The organism is Streptomyces sp. HD (genome assembly GCF_028369295.1).
Taxonomy (GTDB): domain Bacteria; phylum Actinomycetota; class Actinomycetes; order Streptomycetales; family Streptomycetaceae; genus Streptomyces.
In genome coordinates, this window is record NZ_JAQMYP010000003.1 from 148,907 (window position 1) to 171,749 (window position 22,843).

Genomic DNA, 22,843 nt, shown 5'->3' on the forward strand with positions numbered 1-22,843 from the left:
CACAGCCCGCCCCGACCTCCCCCTCCGAACCCTCACACCGGCCCCCGGCCCCTGCTGAGGGCAGCGTTCCTCGCGGGAAACAGAGGTGATGCGGTCGGGAAACACCGGCACCGCACGCTCCTGGACATGACCTCGAATACGCGTGTGGTGGTGATCGGCGCCGGCCTCGCGGGCGTACGGCTCGCCCGGCGGCTCGGCGAGCTCGGCACGCCCGTGACGCTCGTCGGCGAGGAGGAGCACCGCCCGTACAACAGGGTGCTGCTCGCCGAGGTGCTGGCCGGACGCTACAGCCCCGACGTGATCGCCCTCCCGACGCCCGCGGAGCTGACGCGCGGCCGGGTCACCGGCATCGACCGCGAGATGCGGACCGTACAGCTCGCGGACGGACCGGAGATCGCATACGACACGCTCGTCCTGGCCACCGGCTCCAACCCGGTGCTGCCGCCGCTGCGCGGCCTGTTCACGGACATGTACCTCGCATCGAATCACCGGGCCGGCGACCCGACCCGCCCTTCCGGCCGGGGGTCCGGGGGTCGTCCCCCGGGAAGGCACAGCACTCCCGACCATGTGCTGCCGGAGGGCGTTCACGCCTTCCGCACGATGGACGACTGCCTGGGCCTGTCCAAGGCGGTCCGGCCGGGTGCGCGGGCGGTCGTGATCGGCGGCGGGCTGCTCGGGGTCTCCGCGACCCGGGCCCTCGCGCTGCGCGGCGCACAGGTCGTGCTCGCCCAGCAGGGCGAGCGGCTCATGGAGCGCCAGCTCGACCCGAGCGCCTCGAAGCTCGTACAGCGGCACCTGAAGGACCTCGGCGTCGAGATCCACACCGAGTGCCGCGTCCGTGACGTGCGCTGTGTCGGCGGCGCGGTCCGTTCGGTGGAGATGGCCGACGGTTACGCCCTGGACGCCGACATCGTGGTCCTGGCCTGCGGTGTCCGCCCGCGTGCGGGCCTCGCCCAGGCCGCGGGACTTCAGGTGCGCAAGGGGATCGTCGTGGACGACGAACTGCGTACGTCCGACCCGCACATCCGGGCCGTCGGGGACTGCGCACAGCACGACGGGACCGTGTACGGGCTGGCCGCGCCCGCACTCGAACAGGCCGACGTGCTCGCCGAGTTGCTGGCCGGGGACGGCGCCGCCGCCCGCTACACCGGCACCCGGGCGCTGACCCGGCTCACCCTCGCCGGGCAGGACAGCCCGCTGGGTTCCTTCGACCTCGCCGCGTTCGGCGAGACGGAGGCCCGGCCCGGCGACGACGTCGTGCAGCTCGCCGACGCCACCCGCGGCACCTACCGCAAGGTCGTCGTCCGCGACGACCGCCTGGTCGGCGGGGTCCTCGTCGGCGAACTCGGCACCGTCGGCGCGCTCGCCCGCGCCTGGGAGGGAGCAGAGCCGCTCCCCGACGACGGCCCTCTGCTCCACCTGCTCACCAACGATGGAGGCTCCTGATGACCGCCACCCCGGAGGCCACGGAGGCCACGGAGGCCACCCCCACGATCGTGCTCGTCGGCCACGGCATGGTCGGCCAGCGCTTCCTCGAAGCGCTCGCCGAGCGCGGCATGACCGCCACGCACCGCGTGGTCGTGCTGTGCGAGGAGCCGCGTCCGGCATACGACCGCGTGGCGCTGACCTCGTACTTCTCCGGCAAGACGCCCGAGGACCTCTCCATGACGGACATGGAGTTCATCAAGGACCACGGCATCGAGCTGTACGTCGGTGACCCGGCGGTCTCCGTCGACCGCGAGGCGAAGAAGGTCACCGCCAGGTCCGGCGAGGTCTTCGAGTACGACACCCTCGTCCTCGCCACCGGCTCGTACCCGTTCGTGCCGCCGGTCCCCAACAAGGACGCCGAGGGCTGCTTCGTCTACCGCACGATCGAGGACCTCCTCGCCATCGAGGAGTACGCGAAGACCCGCACGACGGGTGCCGTGGTCGGCGGCGGTCTGCTCGGTCTGGAGGCGGCCGGTGCCCTGAAGGGGCTCGGACTCACCTCCCACATCGTGGAGTTCGCGCCCCGGCTGATGCCCGTCCAGGTCGACGAGGGCGGCGGCGCGGCGCTGCTGCGCACCATCGAGGACATGGGCCTGACGGTCCACACCGGTGTGGGCACGCAGGAGATCGTCACCGACGAGTCCGGCGCGGTCACCGGTATGAAGCTGTCCGACGGATCCGAACTCGCCACCGACATGGTGGTGTTCTCCGCCGGTGTCCGCCCCCGCGACCAGCTGGCCCGCGACTGCGGCCTCACGGTCGGCGAGCGCGGCGGCATCACGGTCGACGAGCAGTGCCGTACGGTCGCCGACCCGCACGTGTTCGCGATCGGCGAGTGCGCGCTGGCCTCGGACGGCCGGGTGTACGGCCTGGTGGCCCCGGGTTACGAGCAGGCCGAGACGGCCGCCGCGACGATCGCCGCCGACGAGTCGGAGCAGTTGGCGTTCACCGGCGCCGACCTGTCCACCAAGCTGAAGCTGCTCGGCGTGGACGTGGCGTCCTTCGGTGACGCGCACGGCACCGCCGAGGACTGCCTGGACGTCGTGTACTCCGACTCCCGCGCGGGCCTGTACAAGAAGCTGGTCATCGGCCGCGACGGCACGCTGCTCGGCGGCATCCTGGTCGGTGACGCGGAGGCGTACGGCACGCTGAAGGCCTTCACCGGCTCGGTCCCGCCGGTCTCGCCGGAGTCGCTGGTGCTGCCGGCCGGTGCGGGCGCCCCCGCCCAGCTCGGCCCGTCGGCCCTCCCCGACGAGGCGGTCATCTGCTCCTGCCACAACGTCACCAAGGGCACCATCCGCGGCGCGGTCACCGACCACCAGTGCACGACCGTGCCCGAGGTGAAGAAGTGCACCAAGGCCGGCACCGGATGCGGCTCCTGCGTCAAGGTGCTCGGCCAGCTGGTCACCGCCGAGCTGGAGGCGTCCGGCGTCGAGGTCGACAAGGGCCTGTGCGGCTGCTTCTCGCAGACCCGCGAGGAGCTCTACGAGATCGTCCTCGCCCTGCGCGTCAACACCTACCAGGACCTGCTCGACCGCTACGGCCGCGACGGCGCCAAGGGCGGCGACGGCTGCGAGATCTGCAAGCCGGCGGTCGGCTCGATCATCGCCTCCCTCGCCCCGACGATCGGCGCGAGCGGCTATGTGCTGGACGGCGAGCAGGCGTCGCTGCAGGACAGCAACGACCACTTCCTCGCCAACATCCAGAAGAACGGCTCGTACTCGGTCGTCCCGCGCATCCCCGGCGGTGAGATCACCCCCGAGGGGCTGATCGTGATCGGCGAGATCGCCCGCGACTTCGGCCTCTACACGAAGATCACCGGCGGCCAGCGGATCGACATGTTCGGCGCGCGGGTCGAGCAGCTCCCCCTGATCTGGGCGCGATTGGTGGACGCCGGCTTCGAGTCCGGGCACGCGTACGGCAAGTCGCTGCGCACCGTGAAGTCCTGTGTGGGCCAGACCTGGTGCCGTTACGGCGTCCAGGACTCGGTCCGGATGGCGATCGACCTGGAGCTGCGCTACCGGGGCCTGCGCTCGCCGCACAAGCTGAAGTCGGCGGTCTCCGGCTGCCAGCGCGAGTGCGCGGAGGCCCAGTCGAAGGACTTCGGCGTGATCGCCACCGCCAACGGCTGGAACCTCTACGTCGGCGGCAACGGCGGCGCGACCCCGCGCCACGCGGACCTGCTCGCGCAGGACCTGACCGACGCCGAACTGATCCGCCTGATCGACCGGTTCCTGATGTTCTACATCCGTACCGCGGACCGCCTGGAGCGCACGAGCGTGTGGCTGGAGCGGATCCCGGGCGGCCTGGACCACGTCCGTGACGTGGTCGTCGAGGACTCCCTCGGCATCTGCGAGGAGCTGGAGACGCTGATGGCGGCCCATGTCGCGAACTACCGCGACGAATGGTCGGAGACCATCAGCGACCCGGAGAAGCTGGCCCGATTCGTCTCCTTCATCAACGCCCCCGACACCCCCGACCCGGTCGTCGGCTTCGTCCCCGAGCGCGACCAGATCAAGCCCGACCTGCCGCTGCTCACCATCGGCCACCGTCCCCTGGAAGGAAGCGCCCAGCGATGACCCTGGCACCCGAGACGACCGACCTCAAGGTCCAGCTGCAGCTGGACGGCGACTGGTTCACGGTCTGCGAGCTGACCCGGCTGCTGCCCGGCCGGGGCGTGGCCGCCCTGCTGCCCGACGGCAACCAGGCCGCCCTGTTCCGCGACCGCGCCGGCAGGCTGTACGCCATCGACAACCGCGATCCGTTCGGCGGCGCGGCGGTCCTCTCCCGCGGCCTGACCGGCACCCACCAGGGCCGCCCGTTCGTGGCCTCGCCCCTGCTGAAGCAGCGGTTCGACCTGGAGACCGGGCAGTGCCTGGACGACGAGACGGTGCGGATCACGACGTACGAGGTGCGCAGCGCCTAGGGGGTGTTGTGAAAGTCCCGTGCGGTGCCCGCGCCCGCCGCGGCAGCGGCTGGTGTCACAGCCGGTGCGTGCCCTCGGCGTGCCGGACGAAGGCCCTCGTAGCGGAGCTACTTGGACCTTTGGCCGGTGCGGCGAGTGGGGGCACCTCCCACGCCCTTAAGGCAGTGGGGGAGCGTGCCGGGCCCCGCGGGTGCTGTGCGGGACTTTCACAACACCCCCTGGCCCGGAGCGGCTGACCCCGGTGGCCCGCGACACCCCGGCGCTCACCCCTTGAGGGCGTCGTAGGCCACCCCGGTCAGCCGCTCCGACTCCTCCCAGAGGCGTTCGCCCGCCCGGTCGTCGAGGGTCCACGGTGCCCGCCAGGACGGGGCGGGTGAGCCGCGCCAGCCTGCGAAGGACGGGCCGGTGAAGGAGTCGGGGCGGACGCCTGGGGCGGTCGCGGCGTACAGGGTGGGCAGGGCGCCGGCGTCGGCGGACTGGGCGAAGACGCGATTGCCGATGCGCATGAGCCACACGCCGGCCCGGCGCCCCGCCATCCGCGGCCCCGCGGTCTGCAGATCGGTGTCCGCATACCCGGGATGAGCCGCGGCGGCCACCACGTCCGCCGTCCCCTGCGCCGCCAGCCTGCGTGCCAGCTCATGCGTGAAGAGCAGGTTGGCGGTCTTGGAGCGGGCGTAGGCGATCCAACGCCGGTACCGCAGCTCGCTGTTGAGGTCGCGGACATCGATGTCGGCCATCGCGTGCACCGGACTGGACACGGTCACCACCCGCGCGCCGGACGTGCCGAGCAGCGTGGGCAGCAGCAGACCGGTGAGCGCGAAGTGCCCCAGGTGGTTCACCCCGAACTGTGTCTCGAACCCGTCCACCGTGGTGCCGTACGGCAAGGCCATCACCCCGGCGTTGTTCACGAGCAGGTCGAGCCGGTCGTACGGGCAGGTCTCGGCGAACTCCCGCACGGAGGCGAGGTCCCCGAGATCCAGCCGCCTCAACTCGACGTCCCCGTCCGGCACTTCGGCGACCATCCGGTCCCGCGCCGCCTCCCCCCGCGCCTCGCTCCGACACGCGAGCACCACCCGGGCCCCCTTCCGCGCCAGCTCCCGCGCGGTGACATACCCGAGCCCGCTGTTGGCCCCGGTGACGACGGCGACACGTCCGCTCTGGTCGGGGATGTCGTGCGTGTTCCATCCGGCCATGGCCGAGCTCCTTCCCGAACACCGGAGGCATCGCGACACCCCCAATCGTGCCCCCGCCGCCCCACTCGGGCGAGACCACTCTCAGCTGTCGCAGGCCACGCCGTCGTTGTCACGGTCCAGGTGGGAGGCGTAGCCGGGCTCGCCCCGGTAGATCGGGGCGGCACCGGCGGCACGGGCCGCGCTGCAGTTGGCGTAGTAGACGTCACCCCCGGACGAGCCGCCGTCGCCGCCGGAGGAGCCGCTGTCGTCACCGGAGACGGACCCCGCGTCGGAGTCGGCGTCGGCCGCGGGTGTCGCCGTGACCGTCCTGGTGACCTTGACCGTCTTCGTGGCGGTCACGGTCGGCGCCGGTTCGGGTTCCTCCGCCGGGGCCGTCGTCGTCGCCGTGACGGTGACCGTGGGCCGCGGCGAGGCCGCCGTCGGTTTCGCGTCGGAGGTCTTCGAGTCCTGGTCGGACGCCCCCGCAGCGATGCCCACGAAGAAGGCCAGGCCGAGCGCCGGGAGTACGTAGCGCTTCCGTGCCCATCCGGGGGCGGGGCGGAAGGGCGGTCGCGGCATGGATGGTGCGGTGTACGGATTGGTCATGTCATCCCCCCACTGGTGTTGCGTGAGGGGATGACCGTAATGCCGGGTGACCGAATGTGAAGGAGATGTGTCTAATTCGTGACTGTTACGGGCGGAACGGGCCCGTCACCTCGTACGTGATGCCGTCCGACGAGCTGCCAGAGGTGCCCCGCTGGCTGGAGAAGTACAGCCGGGTTCCGTCCGGGGAGAACGCCGGGCCCGTGATCTCCGAGCTCGACTGGCCGTCGATCCGCAGGAACACGGCGACGACGTCGTCCGGGGTGATCAGGCAGATCTCCATGTTGCCGCCGTCCTCGGCGACGAACAGGTCACCGGAGGAGGAGCCGGTGATGTTGTCGACGCCGGTGAGCGGGGCCGTGCCGTTGACCAGGGAGTCGTCGTAGGCCAGCTCGTAGGTGCTGTTGGCGAGGTTGACCTGCCAGACCCGGTTGTCGCCCTTGGTCGTGAACCAGACCGTGTCGTTGGCGTAGTGGCAGCCCTCGCCGCCGTTGAAGGACTTGGAGCCCGAGACCTGGGAGCGGGTGGCCGTCGGGGAGCCGTCCGGGTCGGGGACGTTCGCCCAGGTGAAGGAGCCGGACGTGCCGCTGCCCGCGACCATCACCTGGAGCGTGCCGGCGGACAGGTTGCCCCAGGTCGTCGGCACGAAGCGGTAGAAGCGGCCGTTGGTCTCGTCCTCGGTCAGGTAGACGACCTGGCGCACCGGGTCGGCGGCCGCCGCCTCGTGCTTGAAGCGGCCCATCGCGTCCCGCCGGATCGCCGCGTTCACGCCGAAGGGGTCGGTCTCGTAGACGTAGCCGAGGGACACCTCCTCGCAGGACAGCCACGTGTTCCAGGGGGTCTTGCCGCCCGCGCAGTTCTGGCGGGTGTTGGACAGGATCCGGTAGGCGCCGGTGATCGCGCCCGTCGACGAGAACTTCACCGCGCTCGCGCCGCCGGAGGGGTTGATCTCCGAGTTGGAGACGTAGATCCAGCCGCTGCCGTCGGCGTAACAGGCGCCGCCGTCAGGGGCGTTGTGCCAGCTGTACGACGTTCCGGAGACCGTCTGGCCGGAGCGGGCGATGACGCGGCTGCTGAAACCGCTGGGGAGTCTGATGCCGTTGGCGTCGGGGGAGCCGAGCGCTCCGTAGGGGCCGGGGCCGGGCTGGGCCGGCGCGGCGTACGCGGCGCCACGCCACAGGGTTCCGCCGAACACGGCGGTAGTACCGCCGAGGACGGCCGCACGCAGGAGGTTACGACGTTCCACTCTCACTCCAAAGAGGTGGAGTACCGCCCCGTCACCGGTCGGCGACGGGGTCGTGCGAGGGGGGCGGCATGGAACCTAGGGGCGGATGGTTGACGGACCGTGGCCAACGCATGGCCGTCGGACGGCCTGCCTGAGTGCTGCCTGTGCGCCACTCAAGAGCGCTCACGCGAATGCCAACCGCGCACGCTCCCCGGCGTGTTACTACCCGCGTGCGCCTCTGAGTGCCCCGCCGGTGTGCGCTCACGCCCGCAACGCCGGCACCCCCCGCTTCCGCTGCCCGGACCGCTCCGCGACCGGCGCGTGCCCCTCGCGCGGCGGCTCCGCCGACGGCAACCGGATCACCACGTCCAGCCCGCCCGCGGCCGCCGCGTGCAGACTCGCCTCGCCGCCACTCGCGTGCGCGAGCCGCTGCACCAGCGAAAGACCCAGCCCCGTCCCGCCCTTGGGGGCGCCCGGCGCCCGCCAGAAGCGGTCGAAGGCGCGGGCACGCTGCTCCGGCGTCATACCGGGCCCCTCGTCGGTGATGTGCAGGTCGACCCAGGCGGGACGTGCGTCGCGCAGCGCACGCCGGGCCGTCACATGGAGCCGTAGCTCCATCGTCACGGTGGAGCCGGACGGCGAGGCGCGCAGGGCGTTGGACAGCAGGTTGTCCACGATCTGCTCCACCCCGCCCGGCACCGCCAGCACCGGCCCCACGCTGCCCGCGAACAGCACGAGGCTCACCCGCTGCTTCTCGAACAGCGGCTGCCAGGTGCGGTGCCGCTCCGCACAGACGGCCCCGACGTCGACCGGCCCCGGCGTCGCGGCGTCCTCCTCCAGCCGTGCCATCGCCAGCAGCCCCTCCACCATGCGGGAGAGCCGGTCCGTCTCGGTCACCGCGGCGGCGAGGCTCCCCCGGCCGCGCACGGCGACACTGGGCTCCAGGTTCTCCAGCCGCAGCCGCAGCGCCGCGAGCGGCGTCTTCAGCTGGTGGGACGCCTCGCCCGCGAACGCGTGCTGGGCGGCGAGGAGTTGGGCGAGCCGGGCGGCCGTACGGTTGAACGCGGTGGCGAGACGCCGCACTTCGGGCGGGCCCTTCGTGATCGTCACCGGCGTGGCGAGGCCGCCGTCCGCCAACTCGTCGGTCGCCCGCTCCAGTTCACGGATGGGGCGGCCGGTCCAGCGGGCGATGGCGAACCCGACCACCGCGACCGCGGTGAGAACCCCGAGCCCGCCGAGGCCGAGCAGCAGCCACACATGGTGGACGCGCTCATGCACGGTCCGGGTCGGCAGCGTCAGCCACACCGCGCCCTGCAGCCCCGAGGTGTGCCGGACCGGCGCGGCCACCGAGAGGTACTCGACCCCGCCGATGGTCGACGTACGGACGTCCACCGTGGACGTGCCGTGCAGGGCGGCCGCGATACCGGGGCGGGAGGCCAGGTCGGCCGACATGACGGCGGCCAGCGGATGCGAGGTGGCGAGCAGGGCGCCCGAGGCGTCCACGACCACCACCTTGCCGCCGATGCGCTCGGCGCAGTGGACCACCCGGCGGGGCAGATCACGCTCGGCCCGGCCGGCGCTGAGCGACAACGAGGCGTACGCCGACACGGACTCCGCCTCGTCCTTCGCCGCGTTGACCACCCGCTCCCGTTCACCGGCCGAGTACACGAAGCCCAGCGGGATCTCCAGACAGAGCAGCACGAGCGCGGCGAGGCTGAGGTAGCTGAGCAGCAGCCGACGGGTCACGGCGAGGACACCTGCTGCCCGCCCGGCTCGGTCTGCACCGCCAGCCGGAATCCGACCCCGCGCAGCGTCTGGATCCATGCCGGGTCGCCCAGCTTCCGCCGCAGCGAGGCGACATGGACGTCCAGTGTCTTGGTCGGACCCTCGTAGTGCGGATCCCACACCCGGTCCAGGATCTGCTGCCGGGAGTAGACCGCACCCGGATCCTCGGCCAGCAGCGCCAGCAGCTCGAACTCCTTGGGGGTGAGGGTGACGGGCACCTCGCCGACCCAGACCTGACGGGTACGGCGGTCGACGACGAGGGGGCCGGGCGCGTACGGGGGTTGCGGCGCGGTGTCGTCGTACGACGGGGGCGGCGCGGCCTCGTGGGAGGAGGGCGGGGGTGGCGCGGCCTCGTAGGACAGGGGCGGGGGTGGCGTGGCCTCGAACGACAAGGGTGCGGATGGCACGGCCTCGAACGACAAGGGTGCGGGTGGCGCTATGGCCATCGGTTCCGGTTCCGCCCCCGCCGCCGCGCGCAGGCGCTCCACCAGTGCTTCCGTACGCCCGCTGCCGGCCGGCGTCTCCGCACGCACCGGCTCCGCCCCCGCCTCCATGCGCTGGGTGCGCCGGGTCACCGCACGCACCCGCGCCACCAGCTCCCGCACGCTGAACGGCTTCGCCAGATAGTCGTCGGCCCCGAGCTCCAGCCCGAGCACCCGGTCGGCCTCCTCACCCCGCGCACTCAGGATGATGACCGGCACGTCCGAGAGCTTCCGGATGCCGCGGCAGACGTCGATGCCGTCCATGTCCGGCAACCCGAGGTCGAGCAGCACGACATCGCCGTACGGCCTTCTCAACCCCTCCGTCCCGGTGGTGACGTGGTCCACCGTCAGCCCGAAATGCGCCAGCCCCTCGATGAGCGGTTCGGCGATCGTCTCGTCGTCCTCGATGAGCAGCACTTGTATGCCCATGGGTTCTGTTGAGTCCCGTCTCTTGAATTCACATTCCCTGCCCTGAAGCCGACACGCTACAGGGAACAAGCGCTTCCATGGGCTTGCGACAAAGAATGTCCAATTCCTGGTCGGGCTCTGGCCTTCACTTAACCTTCGTCTGGCGCGGCCCTCTCTACGCTGTGATGACCTGGCCGAACTCCCAGCCGAGGAGGCTGCGTTGAAGGCATTGCTGGACCGTGCCCGCTCATTCAAACGACGGGTTGATTTCGAGAGCGGTGAATACCGGAAACTGGCCGACGGGCAATATCCCGAGGCCCTCTTCATTACCTGCGCGGACTCACGGGTCATACCCGCCCTGATTACCGGCGCACGCCCCGGAGAAATATTCGAGCTGCGCAACGCGGGCAATATCGTGCCGCCGTACGGCAGCCCCGGCCCGTCCGGGGAGGCCGCCACCATCGAGTACGCACTGGAGGTGCTCGGGGTTCAGGACATCGTCGTGTGCGGTCACTCACACTGCGGCGCGATGGGCGCGCTGAAGTCCGGCGACGACCTGACCGCACTGCCGGGCGTGGACGCCTGGCTCCAACTGGCCCGCCCCGAACTGACCCCGATCCTCACGACCGCCTCCGACGACCCGTCCCTGCCGGACGTGTCCCAGGGCAACGTCGTCAACCAGCTTGCCGTGCTGCGGACTTACCCGGTGGTGCGACAGCGGCTGGACGCGGGGCGGCTGCGGCTGCACGGCTGGTACTACGAGGTCGACACCGGGCAGGTGCACGAGCTGGAGGGGGACGGCAGGTTCCGGGTGCATAGCGGATGAGCGGGGCGCATGCGCGCACTCGCGCTCCGGGACGTACGAAGGCGGCTCCCGCCCCGAACAGCGCGGGGCCGAACGCCGGGACACCATCGGTGAAGTCCGGCGGGTCCCGTGCATCCCGTGCATCCGGTGCGCCCGGTGCGGCCGGTGGCAAACCCGACCTCGCAACGGAGATCACCGCCTCCCTCGTCGTCTTCCTCGTCGCCCTGCCGCTGTGCATCGGCGTGGCCGTCGCCTCCGGTGTGCCCGCCGAACTCGGGATCATCTCCGGGGTGATCGGCGGTCTGGTCGTGGGCTCGGTACGCGGCAGCACACTCCAGGTCAGCGGCCCGGCCGCCGGGCTCGCCGCGCTGGTCGCGGAGACGGTGCTGGAGCACGGGCTCGCGATGCTCGGCGTGATCGTCCTGTTCTCGGGCATCCTGCAGATCGTCCTCGGCGTCGTACGCCTGGGCCGGATGTTCCAGGCGATCTCCATCGCCGTGGTCCAGGGGATGCTGGCCGGCATCGGGCTGCCGCTGATGTTCAGCCAGGCGTACCCGATGGCCGACGCGAAGGCGCCCGGCACGCCGATCGAGAACATGGCCGGGATTCCGGGCCTGTTCGCCGACATCCTCACCGATCCGCAGGCGATGATCGCCACGCTGCTCGGCATCGCCACGGTCGTGCTGAGTTTCGTATGGAAGAAGGTGCCGGGCCCGGTGAAGCGGGTCCCGGCCGCGCTGGTGGCGGTCGCCGTCGGCATAGTGGTCGCCGCGTTGCCCGGGGTGGACGTGAAGACGCTCCAGGTGGGCAATCTGCTGGCGTCGGTGAGGGTGCCGGGAGCGGACGAGTTCGCGGGCCTGACGGACACCGCGATCCTCACCTCCATCCTCACGTTCACGGTGATCGCCTCCGCGGAGAGCCTGTTCACCGCGGCGGCCGTGGACCGTATGCACAGCGGCCCACGCACCCGCTACAACACCGAACTCATCGCGCAGGGCGCCGGCAACACGATCGCGGGCATCCTCGGCGCCCTCCCGATCACGGCGGTCGTCGCCCGCAGCTCGGCGAACGTCCAGGCCGGCGCGAAGACCCGCATCTCCCGCACCCTGCACGGCCTGTGGCTGCTGGCCTTCGCGCTGCTGCTGCCGCAGGTACTGGCCCTGATCCCGATCTCGGTGCTGGCCGGCGTCCTGGTCCACAGCGGCTGGAAGCTGTTCGCACCGGAGGAGTTCCCGAAGATGTGGCGCCAGGACCGGGGCGAGTTCGTGGTGATGACGGTGACGACACTGGTCATCGTGGCGACGGCGCTGCTGGAGGGCGTCCTGATCGGCCTCGCGGCCGGCATCGTACTGGCGGCCCTGCGCATGTCCCAGACCGTGATCCGACAGCACATCGAGGACGACACCGCGAAGGTCGTCATGGCCGGCAACGCGACGTTCCTGCGCCTCCCCCAGGTCATCGAGGCCCTGGAATCCGCAGCCGCTTCCGGCAGGCCCCGCATCCGCCTGGACCTGACCGGGGTGACACACCTGGACCACGCATGCCGAAACCAGGTGGAGGAATTCACGGCGCAGCAACGGGGCTTGGGCCTGCGGGTGGAACTCCTGCTGCCGGGGCCGGCCAGCCCGGAGCCGGCGACAGCGACAGGGGCAGGGGCAGGGGCAGGGGCAGGGGCAGGGGCAGGGGCAGCGGCAATGGAAGCCGCTCCACCCGGGCCGGCACCGAGGTCGACGCCGACTCCACCCCCTCCATCGGCCTCCCCCTCACCCCCCGGCCCGGACGCCGAGTGGTTCTACTTGGACACGCGCCCGATGCCCGGCGAGTACGGCCACGGGTACGAGGACTACACGGGGCGACCACCGTTGGTTGGCTGAGCGGACGGGGGGGCGGCAGAGCCGGGCACACGGTTCCTTGGAGCACTCGATGGGCCGACGCCGGACCTACCCCATCCCGGAGCCGTTGTTGTCGCTGCGGGCCGCCGTGATCCTGCTCTTCGGGATCGTGGGCGCGTGCGCGGCGGGAGGCCTGTCCGTGCTGGCCGGGGCGCCCTGGGCGCAGGCCGTCCTGACCGGCGCGGGTGCCTTCTTGGCGCTCGTGGCGTTCCTCGACGCGATCATCGGGTGAAACCCCGACAGACCGCGCCAAGGACAAACACCGCTCCCTGCCCGATGAACCCCCCGCCCCTCAGCCCCGTCTTCCCTCCCGGCCACCACGTGCAGAGGGAGAGCGGACCTTGCGGCAGAGCGACGTCGAGCAGACCGGCGAACGGGTTGGCGACCGGCGTCCCTGGTGGGCGGAGCCCTCGACGTGGGGTGCCGTCGTGCTGATCGTCCTCGGGTTCCTCCTGGCGGCGTGGACCTACTTCGGGCTGGCCGGCGCACCGGAGGAGGCGAACGGCTACTTCGGGACCGGCAAGGTCGTGGCCTTCGGCCTGGTGTTCCTGGGAACCACCGTCCTCGGCCGTCGTGATACGACGCCGGGGGACGACACGGACCCGGACGGTCCTGAACGTCCCTGACCGACCCGGGTGTCGGTGGCTGCGTCACATCCTGGTGCGCGTGATCGCCGACACCCAGCGGCATGCCGGCCACGCCGACATCGTGCGCGAGTTCATCGACGGGGCGGTCGGGCGGTTGAAGGGCAACGACAGCCTGCCCTCGGGCGATCAGGCCTGGCGGGAGACGCACCGAGGCCGGCCGGAGCGCGTATCGCGCGAGGCCGGCGGCGCCGTCCGAGCCCGCCCGTTCAGCGTGCGCGGCGTGTCCACGATGGCCGTCCGCCGCGGTGCCGGTCGCGGCGGACGGTCACTTCACCGGTCCGGGCTCACTTCACATCGACGAAGTCGGCCGAGCCGGTCGTGGCCTGGGTGAGGTTCGTGCCCGCGAAGTCGTAGCGGTAGGCGCCATCGGCCGTCGCCGGCACGGTGGCCGTGGCCCAGCCGTTGCGGTCGGTCTTGATCTTCTTCAGCGTGACGAAGGCGCCGCTCGTGCCCTTGCGGTACTGGAGCAGCACCTGGTGCCCGATGAGGGGCACGTTCTTCTGCGTCTCCCAACCGGCGACGGTCATCCGGGCCTTGACCGTGAGGTCCTTGCCCTTCTTCACCGGCTGCGGGGTGGCGACGGTCTGGGACATGTAGGTCTGCCGCTTGATGCGTGCGAGGTAGGCGCCGTCCCCGCGGGTGACGTTGCCGGCGCCGTCGGTGGCGACGGGACTGATGGTCCAGACACCGGCGAGGGCGTTGCTGCGGAGGTTGACGTTCGGGTCGGCGCTCACGAGGGCCTCGCAGAAGGAGGTGGTCTCGTTGAGCTTCACGCACTGGGCGGCCCCGGTCATGACCCCGTCGGCCGTCGCCCGGTCCGCCCCGTGCCACAGCTCGTACGACACGCTCTGCACGCCGGACGGGTCGCTGACCGTCGCGGAGACCGAGAACACCCTCTTCCGCGCGGCCTCGACGCCGACGGTGTAGTCACGGCTGTGGTTGACATCGATGTTCCAGAACGTCGTGCCCGAGTCGTCCTGATCGGCCCCGGCGGCCGGTACGGCGAGAGCGGCCACGGCCAGGACGGCACTGAAGGCGGCGGCGGTGGCTATGGCGGCAGTGGCGCGTCTGCGCATGGTCTTCGGTTCCCCCACGCTCGATGAATTGGGTGGTGACTTCACCCGCGTGAGACAAGGGGGACTTCAGGGGGGTTGCGCCCCTTGACCGCCCCACCCCAGCTCTTCACCCTGCCGTCGCCCCGGGTTGGCGGAATCACCCCGGCGCCGCCACCGGGCCCTCATGCAGGAGAGAGCGGCACCCTCCGCACAGGGTGCCGCCCTCCTTTGGTGCACCGGAGTCGCCGCCCATCGGTCTTGAGGGTCGGGGACAGGCGACGACTCCGGAGTTTCAGTGGCCGTGAGGCCCGCCGTTGACCGGCGCCGGTCTAGCGGTGGTCGCTGCCCTCCGACTGCGTCGCCGCGCGGCCGGCCTCCAGGCGGGCCACCGGGATGCGGAACGGCGAGCAGGAGACGTAGTCGAGGCCGACCTCGTGGAAGAAGTGCACCGACTCGGGGTCACCGCCGTGCTCGCCGCAGACGCCGAGCTTCAGGTCGGGGCGGGTCTCGCGGCCCGCCTTCGCCGCCGCCGCGACCAGGGAGCCGACACCGTCCTTGTCGATCGTCTCGAAGGGGGAGACGCCGAAGATGCCCTTCTCCAGGTACGCCGTGAAGAACGAGGCCTCCACGTCGTCCCGGCTGAAGCCCCACACCGTCTGGGTGAGGTCGTTCGTGCCGAAGGAGAAGAACTCCGCCGCCTCCGCGATCTGACCGGCCGTGAGGGCAGCGCGCGGCAGCTCGATCATCGTGCCGATCGACAGCTTGAGCTTCGTGCCCGTCGCCGCCTCGACCTCCGCGATGACCTGGTCGGCCTCCTCACGGACGATCTCCAGCTCCTGGACGGTGCCGACGAGCGGGATCATGATCTCGGCGCGCGGGTCGCCCTTGGCGTTCTTGCGTGCCGCCGCCGCCTCCGCGATCGCGCGGACCTGCATCGTGAACAGGCCGGGGATGACCAGGCCCAGGCGTACACCGCGCAGGCCCAGCATCGGGTTCTGCTCGTGCAGGCGGTGCACCGCCTGGAGCAGGCGCAGCTCGTTCTCGTGCGGCTCCTGGCGGGACTCCGCCAGCGCCACGCGGACCGACAGCTCGGTGATGTCGGGCAGGAACTCGTGCAGCGGCGGGTCCAGCAGACGGATCGTCACCGGCAGGCCGTCCATCGCCGAGAACAGCTCGACGAAGTCCTTCTTCTGCAGCGGCAGCAGCTCCGCGAGGGCTGCCTCGCGCACCGCCTCCGTGTCCGCGAGGATCAGCTTCTCGACCATCTCGCGGCGCTCGCCGAGGAACATGTGCTCCGTACGGCACAGGCCGATGCCCTGCGCGCCGAAGCGACGGGCGCGCAGCGCGTCCTCGGCGTTGTCCGCGTTGGCGCGCACCCGCAGCCGCCGCTTGCGGTCGGCGAACGCCATGATCCGGTGCACGGCCTCGACCAGCTCGTCGGCGTCCTGCGCACCCGCGTGCATCCGGCCCTCGAAGTACTCCACGACGGGAGACGGGACCACCGGGACCTCGCCCAGGTAGACCTTGCCGGACGAGCCGTCGATCGAGATCACGTCGCCTTCCTCGACGACGTGTCCGCCCGGGACCGTCATCCGGCGGCGCTTGGTGTCGACCTCCAGCTCCTCCGCACCGCAGACACAGGTCTTGCCCATGCCGCGCGCGACCACGGCGGCGTGCGAGGTCTTGCCGCCGCGCGAGGTCAGGATGCCCTCGGCCGCGATCATGCCGTCCAGGTCGTCGGGGTTGGTCTCCCGGCGGACCAGGATGACCTTCTCGCCCGAGCGCGACCACTTCACCGCGGTGTACGAGTCGAAGACCGCCTTGCCGACCGCCGCACCCGGCGACGCCGCGATGCCCCGGCCGACCTGCTCGACCTTGGCCTCCTCGTCGAACTTCGGGAACATCAGCTGGGCGAGCTGGGCGCCGTTGACGCGCTGCAGCGCCTCGGCCTCGTCGATCAGGCCCTGGTCCACGAGCTGCGTGGCGATCCGGAAGGCCGCGCCCGCCGTGCGCTTGCCGACCCGGGTCTGGAGCATCCACAGCTGACCGCGCTCGATGGTGAACTCGATGTCGCAGAGGTCCTTGTAGTGGTTCTCCAGCGTCTCCATGATCTGCATCAGCTGGTCGTACGACTTCTTGTCGATCGACTCCAGCTCCGCGAGCGGCACGGTGTTGCGGATGCCCGCGACCACGTCCTCGCCCTGCGCGTTCTGCAGGTAGTCGCCGTAGACGCCCTGGTGGCCGGAGGCGGGGTCACGGGTGAAGGCGACGCCGGTGCCGGAGTCCGGGCCGAGGTTGCCGAAGACCATCGAGCAGACGTTGACCGCGGTGCCCAGGTCGCCGGGGATGCGCTCCTGGCGGCGGTAGAGCTTGGCGCGGTCGGTGTTCCAGGAGTCGAAGACCGCGTGGATGGCGAGGTCCATCTGCTCGCGCGGGTCCTGCGGGAAGTCCCGGCCGGCCTCCTTCTTGACGATCTTCTTGAAGGCGGTGACCAGCTTCTTCAGGTCGGCGGCCTCCAGGTCGGTGTCGACCGTGACCTTCTTGGCCTCCTTGGCCTTGTCGAGGGCCTCCTCGAAGAGCTCGCCGTCGACGCCGAGGACCGTCTTGCCGAACATCTGGATGAGGCGCCGGTAGGAGTCCCACGCGAACCGCTCGTCGCCGGCCTGCTCGGCGAGGCCCTTCACGGACTTGTCGGAGAGTCCGATGTTGAGGACCGTGTCCATCATTCCGGGCATCGAGAACTTCGCGCCGGAGCGGACCGAGACGAGCAGAGGGTTGTCGGGCTGGCCGAGCTTCTTCGCCATACGGGACTCAAGGGCGTCGAGGTGCGCACTCACCTCGTCACGCAGTGCCGCGGGCTCCTCGCCGCTTTCGAGGTAGACCTTGCAGGCTTCCGTCGTGATCGTGAAGCCGGGGGGAACGGGGAGCCCCAGGTTGGTCATCTCGGCGAGGTTGGCGCCCTTGCCACCCAGGAGGTCCTTGAGATCCTTGTTGCCCTCGGTGAAGTCGTAAACGAACTTCGCTACGTGGGGTTCTTTGTTTTCCGACACGGTCTCGACTCCCTCGGGACGCGGTGGCTGCCCTGACGGCGAGGAACATACCCAGATCGAAGGCGTCTGGGTATGTCTACTCATGCGTCATGCAGCCGTAACCACCCGTCCGCCAGCGGATCGAAAGTCAAGGCTTGGCAAGCCATGACGAGCGGATGTTTTCACTTCTTGAACGCAAGCCGACCCATAGAGGCGGCTAACCGCTCAGATGAGCGCCCTAAGCGCACGTTTGATTTCGATCGATGAACGATCAAGGGGTGGCACTGAGTGCCACCCCTTGGAGAAGTGCAGTCGCCCAAGATCCGCTCATCTGAGCGCAACCCTTATCAAGGGTGGCGAGAATCACGCTGCCACAGAGAGCGAGATTTCACCATGCGGACGTGCGTCCCGAGATGGAAACGCGCCCGTCACACACCCTGCGGGAAGGCCGTCACACCCCCAGCGCGACCAGCCGTTCCTCCGCCCGCTCCGGCGCGTACAGATGCTCCACGACCAGCGCCCCGGCCCCCACCAGCCCGGCCCGCTCCCCCAGCCGCGAGGTCACGACGTCCAGGTGGGCCGTGCAGCGCGGCAGCGCCCGCTGGTACAGCAGTTCGCGCACACCGGTGAGGAAGGGAGTTCCGGCCAGATCCCCGGCGATCATCAGCACGCCGGGGTTGAGCAGCGTCACCACGGTCACCAGCACGTCCCCGACCTGCCGCCCGGCCTCCCGCGCCAGCGCCGCCGCCCCCGGATGCCCGGACGCGAGCAGATCCCGCACATCCGAGCCGGACGCCGCCCGCACCCCGTCCTCGGCCAGCCGCCGGGCCACGGCACCGCCGCTCGCGACGGCGGCCAGACAGCCGTAGGACCCGCACCGGCACAGCGCGTCGGCGCCCACCCGGATGTGCCCGATGTCCCCCGCGCCCCCGTCGATCCCCCGGTACACCGAGCCGCCCACCACGACCCCCGCGCCGATGCCGGTCGACACCTTGACCAGCACGAACGCCGAGCAGTCGGGGAAACCGGTGCGCTGTTCGCCGTACGCCATGAGGTTGGCGTCGTTGTCGACCAGGACCGGCACCGGGGCGGCGCCGGTGGCCTCGGTGAAGGCTCTGGCCAGGCGGGCCCTTATGTCGTAGCCGTCCCAGCCCGGCATGATCGGCGGCTGGACCACCCGGCCGGTGTCGGTGTCGACGGGGCCCGGTACCGCGAGCCCGATGCCGCAGACCTCCTCGGCGCGATGGCCCGCCTTCTCCAGCAGCTCGGCGAACCAGCGGCCGAGGTCGCCGAGCACCGCGTCCGGCCCGTCCTCGATGACCAGCGTCCCGGTGTGCTCGGCGAGGATCTCGCCGGTCAGCGACAGTACGGCGGCACGCGCGTGCCGGGTCTCCAGGTCGGCGGCGAGGACGACGGCGTGGGCGTCGTCGAACTCCAGGGTGATCGAGGGGCGGCCGCCGAGCGGGGAGCCGACGGGGCCGCCGGCGCCTTCGCGCAGCCAGCCCGCGCGGAACAGCCGGTCGAGGCGCTGGCCGACGGTGGCACGGGACAGCCCGGTGGCCTGTTGAAGTGCTCCGCGTGTGACGGCCCGTCCGCTCCGCACCAGTTCGAGCAGTTCCCCGGCACTCACCTGACCCCGTGCGCTCATGCACACCCCCTTGTGTTTCTCAAGCTTGCATTACATATTGGGTTTTGCGTGTTAAATAGACGTAACCCTACGGTAGCCATGACCGAACCGGTCGGCCGAACATCTTTCGGGGAGCCCCGAGTGGATCGCACTGCCCAACTCACCGCCCGCCGCGCGGACCGTGACATCGCATACGATCCGCCGCCGGACGACTCACTGCATCTCAGAGCCGCCCGTGTGCTGGAGGCCAACTGGACCGGCGCCTCGACGGTGCCCTCCCGCAGTCTGTATCCCCACCAGTGGTCCTGGGACTCGGCGTTCGTCGCGATCGGCCTCAGGCACGTCTCGCCGTTACGTGCCCAGACGGAGCTGGAGACGCTGCTGGACGCCCAGTGGGGTGACGGGCGGATCCCGCACATCGTCTTCAACCCCTCCGTACCCCTCGACGCCTACTTCCCGAGCCCCGACTTCTGGCGTTCCTCGACCGCGGGGCAGGCCGCCGGCGCCCCGCGCACCGTACAGACCTCGGGCATCGTGCAGCCACCGGTGCACGCGCTGGCCGCCTGGCTGGTGCACCGGGCCGACCCGGGCCTCTCCCGGGCGCGGGGTTTCCTCGCCCGGACGTATCCCCGGCTCGCCGCCTGGCACCGCTATCTGCTGCACCGCCGCGACCTGGGCGGAGCCGGCCTCGCGTCCGTCGTGCACCCCTGGGAACAGGGCATGGACAACAGCCCCTGCTGGGACGCCCCGCTGAGCAGGGTGACGCCCGCCCCCGCCCGCTCCTTCCGCCGCGCCGACCTCGCCCACGGGGCGCCCGAGGACCGGCCCACGGATCTCGACTACGGACGCTATGTGCGGCTGGCGACGGACTACCGCGACGGCGGGTACCGGGATGCCCCGGGCGGGAGGCAGGGAGCCGGGACCGGCGACTTCGCCGTCGAGGACCCGGCGTTCAACGCCCTGCTCATCGCCTCCGAGCACGCGCTGGCCCGGATCGCACAGGAGTTGGGCGCGACGGGCACGGCCCGGCACGCACGCGCCGAGCGTCTGACGACGGCGCTGATCGCCCGGATGTGGGACCCGGCGGAGGGGATGTTCTTCTGCCACGACGTACGCACCGGGAAGCCGCTCCCGGAGCGCGGCGTCTCCGGCCTGATCCCCCTGCTTCTTCCCACCCTGCCGCGCGACATCACCGACGCCCTGGTCGGCACGGTGCACGGACCGCACTTCGGCCTTGGCGAAACGACCCGCCTGGCCCCGTCCTACGACCTCCTCGGCGAGGCCTTCGACCCGCATCGCTACTGGCGGGGCCCGGCCTGGTTCAACACCAACTGGCTGCTGGAGCGCGGCCTGCGCACCCACGGCGAGCGCGCGCGGGCCGACGCCCTGCGCACGGCGCTGCTGGACCTCGCCGACCGCTCCGACTTCGCCGAGTACGTCGACCCGTACACCGGCGAGGCCTGCGGGGCCACCGGCTTCGGCTGGACCGCGGCGCTCACGCTCGACCTGCTGCACAGCGACACACCAACCACATCAATCACACAGGTGGCATCGGCCACATCAGTCACGACTTCCAAGGCGTTCAAGGGAGGTAACCGGGGATGACGGACCGGCAGCATCTGCTCGTGTACGGGAGTACGTTCGCCGCCGTGGGCGACGGCGGGGACATCAGCGGAGTGCGGGGCACCGGCTCCCCGGACGGGTTATTCGTACGCGATGCCCGCCATCTGAGCCGCTGGCAGCTCACCGTGGACGGGGCCGTGCCCGAGGCCCTCACTCCGGTCGCCGACGGGGACACCACCCGCTGTGTCCTGGTCCCGCGCGGCGGCCGCAACGAACCCCCGGCGTACACGCTCTTTCGTGAACAGGCGGTGGGGGACGCCTCGTTCGTCGAATCGATCCGTGTGACCAGCAACCGCCCGGTCCCCACGACGGTCCGGCTCGCGATCACCGCCGACGCCGACTTCACCGACCAGTTCGAGCTCCGTTCCGACCACCGCACCTACGCCAAGGCCGGTGCCGTCCGCTCCCGCCAAGTCCTGGACCACGGCGTGGAGTTCGCCTACCAGCGGGGCGAGTGGCGCTCGGTCACCACCGTGACGGCCGACCCCTCCCCCGACGGCGTGGAGGAGACCGGCACCGGCGCCCGCCGCCTGGTCTGGACGCTGGACCTGGATCCGCACGGCACAACGGAACTGACCGTCCGGGTGATGGCCCGACCGCACGGCGACAAACGGGCGCTGCGCGTACCGCGCTCCCCCGCCGATCTCAACGCCCAACTCCTCTCCCTGGAGGGTGAGTTCGTGGAGGGCGTGGCCTTCCCGACCGGCTGGCCGGAGCTGGCCGCCGCCTGTGCCCGGGGCCTGGCCGACCTGGCCTCGCTCCAGGTCCCGGCGAGGGGCCCGGACGGCGAGGAGCTCCGTGTCCCGGCGGCGGGCGCCCCCTGGTTCCTGACGCTGCTGGGCCGGGATGCCCTGCTGACCTCCCTCTTCTCACTCCCGTACCGCCCCCGACTGGCTGCCGCGACCCTCCCCGCGCTGGCCGCGACCCAGGCGACGGAGAGCGGCGTCGACGCCGTCTCCCAGCCCGGCAAGATCGTGCACGAGGTACGGCACGGCGAGCTGGCGTACTTCGAGCAGGTGCCGTACGGCCGCTACTACGGCTCGGTGGACGCGACGCCGCTGTTCCTGATCCTGCTGGGCACCTACGTCGAGCAGACGGCCGACACCGCGCTCGCCCGCCGCCTGGAGCCGCACGCCCGAGCGGCGATCGGCTGGATGCTGGACCATGGCGGCCTCACCACCGTCGGCTACCTGGTCTACCGCGCCGACCAGGGCGGCCTCGCCAACCAGAACTGGAAGGACTCCCCCGGTGCCATCTGCTCCGCCGACGGCACCCGCCCCACCGGCCCGGTGATGGCGGCGGGCGCCCAGGGCTACGCCTACGACGCCCTGCGCCGCACGGCATGGCTGGCCCGCACGGTCTGGCAGGACGAGACCTACGCGGCCCTCCTGGAACAGGCGGCGGCCGACCTCCGCGACCGTTTCCAGCGGGAGTTCTGGATGCCGGACCACTCCTTCCCCGCCCTGGCGCTGGACGGCACCGGCCACCAGGTGAACGCCCTGGCCTCGGACGCCGGGCATCTGCTCTGGTCCGGCCTGCTGGACAAGGAGTACGGCGAGCTGGTGGGCCGACGCCTGCTGGAACCGGACTTCTTCTCGGGCTGGGGCGTGCGCACCCTGGCCTCCGGCCAGCCCGCCTACCATCCCCTCTCCTACCACCGCGGCTCGGTCTGGCCGCACGACAACGCCCTCATCGCCCTGGGTCTGTCCCGCTACGGCCTGCACGACGAGGCCCGCACGGTGGCCCACGCCCTGGTCGACGCGGCGACGACAACCGGCCACCGCCTCCCCGAGGTCCTGGCGGGCTACAGCCGCGACACCCACCCGGAACCGGTCCCGTACCCCCACGCCTGCATCCGCGAATCCCGCTCGGCAGCGGCCCCGTTGGCCCTGCTGACGGCGGTGGGAGGCGCCTAGGGGGTGTTTCGTGAAAGTCCCGTGCGGTGCCCGCGCCCGCCGCGGCAGCGGCTGGTGTCACAGCCGGTGCGTGCCCTCGGCGCGCCGGACGAAGGCCCTCGTAGCGGAGCTACTTGGACCTTTGGCCTGTGCGGCGAGTGGGGGCACCTCCCACGCCCTT

Annotated in this window: 17 protein-coding genes and 1 pseudogene; 10 read left to right on the top strand and 8 right to left on the bottom strand. The window is 71.2% G+C overall.

Annotation, left to right across the window (positions count from 1 at the left end; translation table 11 throughout):
* The first annotated feature begins 126 nt into the window (after positions 1-126).
* The 3 genes from POF73_RS04090 to nirD are packed head-to-tail and all read left to right on the top strand — an operon-like array spanning position 127 to position 4,414.
* Complete coding sequence (locus POF73_RS04090) at positions 127-1,446, top strand: NAD(P)/FAD-dependent oxidoreductase (protein ID WP_272113042.1); 1,320 nt, start codon at positions 127-129, stop codon at positions 1,444-1,446.
* Positions 1,446-4,067 (top strand): nitrite reductase large subunit NirB, encoded by a 2,622-nt coding sequence (gene nirB / locus POF73_RS04095; RefSeq protein WP_272113043.1) that lies wholly within the window; start codon positions 1,446-1,448, stop codon positions 4,065-4,067. Before POF73_RS04090 ends, nirB begins: the two co-directional genes overlap by 1 nt.
* Entirely contained in the window at positions 4,064-4,414 is a 351-nt protein-coding gene (gene nirD / locus POF73_RS04100; RefSeq protein ID WP_272113044.1) for a nitrite reductase small subunit NirD, read from the top strand. The genes nirB and nirD overlap by 4 nt, the downstream gene beginning before the upstream one ends.
* Before the next feature lie 263 nt (positions 4,415-4,677).
* Here nirD and POF73_RS04105 read toward each other — a convergent pair whose 3' ends face one another.
* The 5 genes from POF73_RS04105 to POF73_RS04125 form a co-directional block, all read right to left on the bottom strand.
* The gene (locus tag POF73_RS04105) at positions 4,678-5,607 is read right to left on the bottom strand and encodes an oxidoreductase (RefSeq protein WP_272113045.1); all 930 of its coding nucleotides are present in this window, start codon (positions 5,605-5,607) and stop codon (positions 4,678-4,680) included.
* 81 nt (positions 5,608-5,688) lie between these two features.
* The gene (locus POF73_RS04110; RefSeq protein WP_272113046.1) at positions 5,689-6,192 is read right to left on the bottom strand and encodes an excalibur calcium-binding domain-containing protein; all 504 of its coding nucleotides are present in this window, start codon (positions 6,190-6,192) and stop codon (positions 5,689-5,691) included.
* 85 nt (positions 6,193-6,277) lie between these two features.
* Positions 6,278-7,435 (bottom strand): alkaline phosphatase PhoX, encoded by a 1,158-nt coding sequence (locus POF73_RS04115; RefSeq protein WP_272113047.1) that lies wholly within the window; start codon positions 7,433-7,435, stop codon positions 6,278-6,280.
* 240 nt (positions 7,436-7,675) lie between these two features.
* Positions 7,676-9,160, bottom strand: a complete 1,485-nt coding sequence (locus POF73_RS04120) for a HAMP domain-containing sensor histidine kinase (protein ID WP_272113048.1) — start codon at positions 9,158-9,160, stop codon at positions 7,676-7,678.
* A complete protein-coding gene (locus POF73_RS04125; protein WP_272113049.1) occupies positions 9,157-10,110 on the bottom strand; it encodes a winged helix-turn-helix domain-containing protein in 954 nt (317 codons plus the stop codon). Before POF73_RS04125 ends, POF73_RS04120 begins: the two co-directional genes overlap by 4 nt.
* A 199-nt stretch (positions 10,111-10,309) precedes the next feature.
* Between POF73_RS04125 and POF73_RS04130 the strand changes: the two genes are divergently transcribed.
* The 5 genes and pseudogenes from POF73_RS04130 to POF73_RS04150 form a co-directional block, all read left to right on the top strand.
* The gene (locus POF73_RS04130) at positions 10,310-10,915 is read left to right on the top strand and encodes a carbonic anhydrase (protein WP_272113050.1); all 606 of its coding nucleotides are present in this window, start codon (positions 10,310-10,312) and stop codon (positions 10,913-10,915) included.
* Entirely contained in the window at positions 10,912-12,768 is a 1,857-nt protein-coding gene (locus POF73_RS04135; RefSeq protein ID WP_272113051.1) for a SulP family inorganic anion transporter, read from the top strand. The genes POF73_RS04130 and POF73_RS04135 overlap by 4 nt, the downstream gene beginning before the upstream one ends.
* Before the next feature lie 49 nt (positions 12,769-12,817).
* On the top strand, positions 12,818-13,018 hold the full coding sequence (locus tag POF73_RS04140) for a hypothetical protein (RefSeq protein ID WP_272113052.1): 201 nt from the start codon (positions 12,818-12,820) through the stop codon (positions 13,016-13,018).
* A 109-nt stretch (positions 13,019-13,127) separates the two neighbouring features.
* Entirely contained in the window at positions 13,128-13,412 is a 285-nt protein-coding gene (locus POF73_RS04145; RefSeq protein ID WP_272113053.1) for a hypothetical protein, read from the top strand.
* 19 nt (positions 13,413-13,431) lie between these two features.
* Positions 13,432-13,620: pseudogene (locus tag POF73_RS04150) on the top strand (mycothiol transferase); the annotation flags it as partial.
* A 97-nt stretch (positions 13,621-13,717) separates the two neighbouring features.
* Here the strand turns inward: POF73_RS04150 and POF73_RS04155 are convergent.
* The 3 genes from POF73_RS04155 to POF73_RS04165 form a co-directional block, all read right to left on the bottom strand.
* Complete coding sequence (locus POF73_RS04155; RefSeq protein ID WP_272113054.1) at positions 13,718-14,509, bottom strand: hypothetical protein; 792 nt, start codon at positions 14,507-14,509, stop codon at positions 13,718-13,720.
* Positions 14,510-14,817: 308 nt separating this feature from the next.
* The gene (gene ppdK, locus POF73_RS04160; protein WP_272113055.1) at positions 14,818-17,538 is read right to left on the bottom strand and encodes a pyruvate, phosphate dikinase; all 2,721 of its coding nucleotides are present in this window, start codon (positions 17,536-17,538) and stop codon (positions 14,818-14,820) included.
* Between the two features lie 430 nt (positions 17,539-17,968).
* On the bottom strand, positions 17,969-19,165 hold the full coding sequence (locus tag POF73_RS04165; protein WP_272113056.1) for an ROK family transcriptional regulator: 1,197 nt from the start codon (positions 19,163-19,165) through the stop codon (positions 17,969-17,971).
* A 120-nt stretch (positions 19,166-19,285) separates the two neighbouring features.
* Between POF73_RS04165 and POF73_RS04170 the strand changes: the two genes are divergently transcribed.
* Positions 19,286-20,749 carry an MGH1-like glycoside hydrolase domain-containing protein gene (locus tag POF73_RS04170; protein WP_272113057.1) on the top strand — a complete coding sequence of 488 codons (1,464 nt, stop codon included), beginning with the start codon at positions 19,286-19,288 and terminating at the stop codon, positions 20,747-20,749.
* Positions 20,746-22,683 (top strand): amylo-alpha-1,6-glucosidase, encoded by a 1,938-nt coding sequence (locus POF73_RS04175; protein WP_272113058.1) that lies wholly within the window; start codon positions 20,746-20,748, stop codon positions 22,681-22,683. Before POF73_RS04170 ends, POF73_RS04175 begins: the two co-directional genes overlap by 4 nt.
* Positions 22,684-22,843: the final 160 nt, after the last annotated feature.